Annotated in this window: 7 protein-coding genes; all 7 read right to left on the bottom strand. The window is 36.5% G+C overall.

Annotation, left to right across the window (positions count from 1 at the left end; genetic code table 11):
* Positions 1–326: 326 nt before the first annotated feature.
* Positions 327–584 (bottom strand): hypothetical protein, encoded by a 258-nt coding sequence (locus AC1DND_RS24345; protein ID WP_477585144.1) that lies wholly within the window; start codon positions 582–584, stop codon positions 327–329.
* A gap of 3 nt (positions 585–587) precedes the next feature.
* Positions 588–830: a hypothetical protein gene (locus tag AC1DND_RS24340; RefSeq protein ID WP_477585143.1), complete on the bottom strand. Its 243-nt coding sequence runs from the start codon at positions 828–830 to the stop codon at positions 588–590.
* Positions 831–1,129: 299 nt separating this feature from the next.
* Positions 1,130–1,492 carry a hypothetical protein gene (locus AC1DND_RS24335; RefSeq protein WP_477585142.1) on the bottom strand — a complete coding sequence of 121 codons (363 nt, stop codon included), beginning with the start codon at positions 1,490–1,492 and terminating at the stop codon, positions 1,130–1,132.
* 228 nt (positions 1,493–1,720) lie between these two features.
* Positions 1,721–2,275 (bottom strand): REP-associated tyrosine transposase, encoded by a 555-nt coding sequence (locus AC1DND_RS24330; protein WP_477585141.1) that lies wholly within the window; start codon positions 2,273–2,275, stop codon positions 1,721–1,723.
* A gap of 276 nt (positions 2,276–2,551) precedes the next feature.
* Positions 2,552–2,785, bottom strand: a complete 234-nt coding sequence (locus AC1DND_RS24325; protein ID WP_477585140.1) for a hypothetical protein — start codon at positions 2,783–2,785, stop codon at positions 2,552–2,554.
* A gap of 300 nt (positions 2,786–3,085) precedes the next feature.
* Positions 3,086–3,454 carry a hypothetical protein gene (locus AC1DND_RS24320; RefSeq protein WP_477585139.1) on the bottom strand — a complete coding sequence of 123 codons (369 nt, stop codon included), beginning with the start codon at positions 3,452–3,454 and terminating at the stop codon, positions 3,086–3,088.
* Between the two features lie 4 nt (positions 3,455–3,458).
* Positions 3,459–4,605: RHS repeat domain-containing protein (locus tag AC1DND_RS24315; protein ID WP_477585138.1), on the bottom strand; the 1,147-nt coding region annotated here is incomplete at its 5' end.

Below are 4,605 nucleotides of genomic sequence, written 5' to 3'. Positions count from 1 at the left end.
CCCCAAGCTGGTGCGAGCTTGTAGCTCGTATCCAAATTAACTTAAATTATATCAATTTCTAACAAACCCCTTTCTCCAGAAAAATCTATTGCACTACTATACTTCCAATGGTAATCTTCTGTTATAAAGCCCGCCTCAAATGGATTGTTGTGTCTCGAAAATAATGAAAGTTTAGGATTGCGACTTTCTAGATTTTAGAACTATGGCTTTTGTATATTGGTACGAGTTAAAAACTCGTACCAGCACAATTATCTAACTGCAATCCGCTCGGACTAGCAGAGGAGACTGTTATAGGCCTATACTTCCCTCACTAGGAAACCTAACGCCTATCGTATCTCAGAAATGAAATTCAATAGCCTGTCGATATTATTTTTATCTGAAATTAAATTAGTCAAGCTATCGTCAAGCACATCACAATCAACTCTTTCCAATTCCCAACGATCATGAATCAGTTTAATATTAAAAGTAATAATATTATCATTATACAAACCTACCCAAACCTTTCTTAAAAAACCGTCTCTTTTTTTTGGGTCTAAATGAATAAACCCTGAAAAGCCCAATTGATCAAACCTTGAATCATCCATATTTTATTTTTTCTTRAATACAACATCAACTCCGGTATAATTGCCTCCTGCATCTTTAGTGGTATTTTCAATAACAGTTTTTCCAAAACCATTTTTTTGAGCCAATTTACCGGTAAAAGTGCCAAGAGCGGCCTCTTCAAGAGATTTCCCTTGATTTACTAAGCTATTAAATGTATTTAAATTATCGCCAAGCGACCCAGCTTTCCAGTTACCCCATCTAGCGCAAGTCTTAACGCCCTGGCCCAAGCAAAGGCCCGACTTGTGCTTTAGTCAAAAAATATATTAATCTCTTAAGAAAATTTAAAGCACAAGTCAGCCACCAACACTGCCCTAGCTGCTAAGACTTGCGCTAGTGAGGGCATTAAATAAAATGATAAATCATTTCTATACTTCATACATCCGAACAAATAACTATTTTCTATATTTTTCTGTACTTTATCTATCATGATAGTTATGGTTTTTCTATTTTTCCAGTTCCTTTTATAGCCCCCTTCTGTAATTTTTCGATATAATTAGCAGGGCCAATGAGGGATACATTACTGTCGTTATTTAAAGTCACAAAATCCATCTTGATGTAACTTTATCCAAGCTGTTTCTTCCTCTGAAATCTTACTATTTAAAGGATGTTCTGAATAATCTTTTATGACCTCCAAACACTCTTTTTTTAATCGATTATTGGGGTTCCCATAATCATATATTATATGAGCTGCCCACAGTGGAACAAAATATTGGCTCTCTCTGAAGAATTTTGCAAACTCTTCAATTTCATTACTATTAAGATACTCCATTCCAATATCAATTAATAGCTGGTAATCCAAGTCCTGATAATTAATTGGATTGGATGGAGTAATCCCTTTAAAATAGTTCATTTTGCATTGCAATAAAAAGCGATCGCCTCTGTTATTCATTATTATTTTATTATTTAACTTTATTTATGGTGACTCCTCCCCCCAAGCTGGTGCGAGCTTGTAGCTCGTATCCAAATTAACTTAAATTATATCAATTTCTAACAAACCCTTTTCTCCAGAAAAATCTATTGCATTACTATGCTTCCAATGGTAATCTTCTGTTATAAAGCCCAATCTAGCGCAAGTCTTAGCGCCTCGGCACAAGCAAAGGCCTGACTTGTGCTTTCTCTAAATCAATACATCAATCTCTATCAATCCTTTGCCTCCTTCATAATCTACAGCACTACTGTATAAATAGTCAGCTGCATTTGTCACCAGTCCCGCCTCTACCGGATTATTGTGAAGATAATGAATTCGTTCTTCAAACATATTGAGATGTGGATCTAGTTCGATAGGATGGTTATCCTGCCTCCAAAATTGAAAGTTTTTATTATTGCTATTTTGTTGCCCGGCTTTTGAAAACAGGTAGAGCATCCAATCTTTTCTACTTTCGATCATGCTTTCTTTTATTTCTTTTAAGATCCTAAATGATGAATACTTCTTCAAATCGCGCATGATATTAGGCAATAGATAACCTTCCCTACTGCTTACAATTAAATGGACATGGTTGCTCATGATTACCCAGGCATGTAAGTTAAGGCCTTTTTCTTTTCTACAATAAGATAAGCTTTCCAATAAAAGATCTCTGTAAATAGCACGTGTAAAAATATCAATCCAGTCTACAACGGCAAAAGAAACAAAATATATTGCTGTCGGATCATGAAACTTATATTTTGTACACATAACTAAATATAAAACGATTATGGCAGATCATCAATTTATAAAAAAGCTTAACGTGGCGAAGAACATCTTAATAAGATTTTGACTAACTAAGTATTATGAAGGCACAAGTCAGCCACCCCTCTAGTCCAAACACTAAGACTTGCGCTAGTGAGGGAATGCTGGAAAAGTAAAAAGCCCGGCACAAACGCCAGGATAAGATTATTTTAAAGCACAAGTCAACCAGCTCACAAGCCTGCACACCAAGACTTGCGCTAGGAAGGAGCTAAAGATATCTAACTAGATAACAAATTCATCAAAAAGTGCATCAAGAAACTCACTTAATTCAGGAAAACTATCATAAATACTTATTTTACCTCTATCAAAATTCTGCTTCAAATAAGTGATGCCTAAAGAAGTTATATTATAATCAATATTAACATTACCACTAATATCCTTGATTATTAATCCATTATTTATCATTTCTTCTTTTAATTCTATATCGGATAAAATTCCAAATTTCCAATGTAGCACTCTTCATATGATTAAACAGTTAATTGGTTAACTACCTAACTGCAAAAGGTATATGTTGAAAAGGATATTTGGAAACGAGTGGTTCCGTGTTTTTCGGGTAGTGCAGTCCCTATCTAGCGCAAGTCTTAGCGCCCAGGCCCAAGCAAAGGCCTGACTTGTGCTTTAGTTAAATCAGCACATTAATCTATCAAAAAAAGCTTAACTAGTTAAGTACTGTAAAAGCACAAGTCAGCTAGCCCACTACCCCAACCGCTAAGACTTGCCCTAGTAATGGACTTGTGAAAGCCAGTAGAGCCATGTTTACAATTTGAATCTAAGTAAAGAAACGGCTTCATCCCAAGACACTTCAGGTAATTCAGTTAACGCTAAAGGAATTTGGTCTTGAAATTTAAATTTACAAATCGTCTTCCATCCTTTAGGAATACCATCAAAAGGTTTTAAATATTGTTGCGTTACATTTGTTAATTTAATTTCACCTTCATAGACAATTTGATTATTCATATTTTCGATTCGATGAAAAATAGTCCCTAATGGAATCTCATATTCTGAATAGAGACAATAAACAATAACTTCTAACTTGCTTAATATATTAAACTTTAAGGCCTCTCTTAGTAAAGAAAAGTCCGATGATGGAAATCTTCCTGTAATGATAATATTTTCTTTTCTCATTATTCTATTGTGCAATTTTAGAAGCCTGCTTATAAAATTCGTTTATTTGCGCCCCATTTAATCTAGGAGAATTCTTCAGAGCTTCTTGTAAAGCTTCTGGGGAGCCGATTCTAGATGGCAACTTAATCCCCATGCCGTTTAAAATCCTACTACTTTCTTCAGCAGTAATCGTTATACCAGCTCTTTTAGTAAATTCAACTGGTCTTATTCCTAAGGGCACTTCTTTTTCTAAAGACTGAAAAACGTTACCTTCCAATACAGAAACGCCCTGCAAATTTTTTAGCGAGGCTATCTGTAAAATCCCCTTTCCATGTTCTTTCCCATTGATTGCAAAAATAGTTGACACCACAGGAATATTATTCCATGATTCTTTATTCTGTTGGGCCCTACCTTCTGATGTTTTTGCCTGATTATGATCAAATGCACTAAAAAATTGCGAACCTGTTATAAGTTGTGTTAAACGTCCCTTTGTATAAAATGCATCGAAAACTAAAATTGCCGCCATTGCTTGAGCATTAGCACTTTCCGTAATTCTCTGCGCTTCTTTATAATCGCCTCTTTTTAAAGCGGCATCGCGTCGGCTGGCTACTCCATTAATATATGTATTAAGATATTCTAAACCGTCCATATCTACCCCATCAATCGGCCTGTTGCTTGCAAATTGATAAGGTGTCAATTCGGGATATTTAGAAGTTATCGGGTCCACGCTCAAAAACTTCCCAATCCTCGGGTCATAGATCCGCATCCCGTAATCCTGCTGGTTGCCCGTTCCCTTTACCTCGTTATCGTTCTCCTTGCCGTTAAAACCATAACGGTAGGCCTGTGCGCCTGGGTTTGTAAAATCGCGGCCGTTCATCTGCCCGCCAAAGGCATAATAATCGTTACTGTTAATTACATCAGGCTCGTAAGTACTACCGTTTTGCAAGCGGTTATCGCTCACTACGGCCATTACGTTACCCAAGTGGTTACTTAACTCAAAGAACTTAAGGCCATAGCTGTTCCAAATACTGCTGCCATTGGCTGTAGCTAAATTAAGGCTTGGTTTCCACATTCCCAAACGGCTGCTGCCATACAGTTGTTGCTCGCGCCAGTTGCTGGTATTGCCGGTATTATCGTACACAGCCAAACTGTTACCCGCCAAACTGTTACCC

The sequence above is a fragment of the Pedobacter sp. 01N416 genome (assembly GCF_056399685.1).
The sequence above is the reverse complement of the archived record's forward strand: the minus strand, read 5'-3'. Positions and strand labels throughout refer to the sequence as shown.

Coding starts and splice junctions, on each gene's coding strand:
- AC1DND_RS24345 (WP_477585144.1), bottom strand. CDS start 584: ATGGATGATTCAAGGTTTGATCAATTGGGCTTTTCAGGGTTTATTCAT.
- AC1DND_RS24335 (WP_477585142.1), bottom strand. CDS start 1,492: ATGAATAACAGAGGCGATCGCTTTTTATTGCAATGCAAAATGAACTAT.
- AC1DND_RS24330 (WP_477585141.1), bottom strand. CDS start 2,275: ATGTGTACAAAATATAAGTTTCATGATCCGACAGCAATATATTTTGTT.
- AC1DND_RS24320 (WP_477585139.1), bottom strand. CDS start 3,454: ATGAGAAAAGAAAATATTATCATTACAGGAAGATTTCCATCATCGGAC.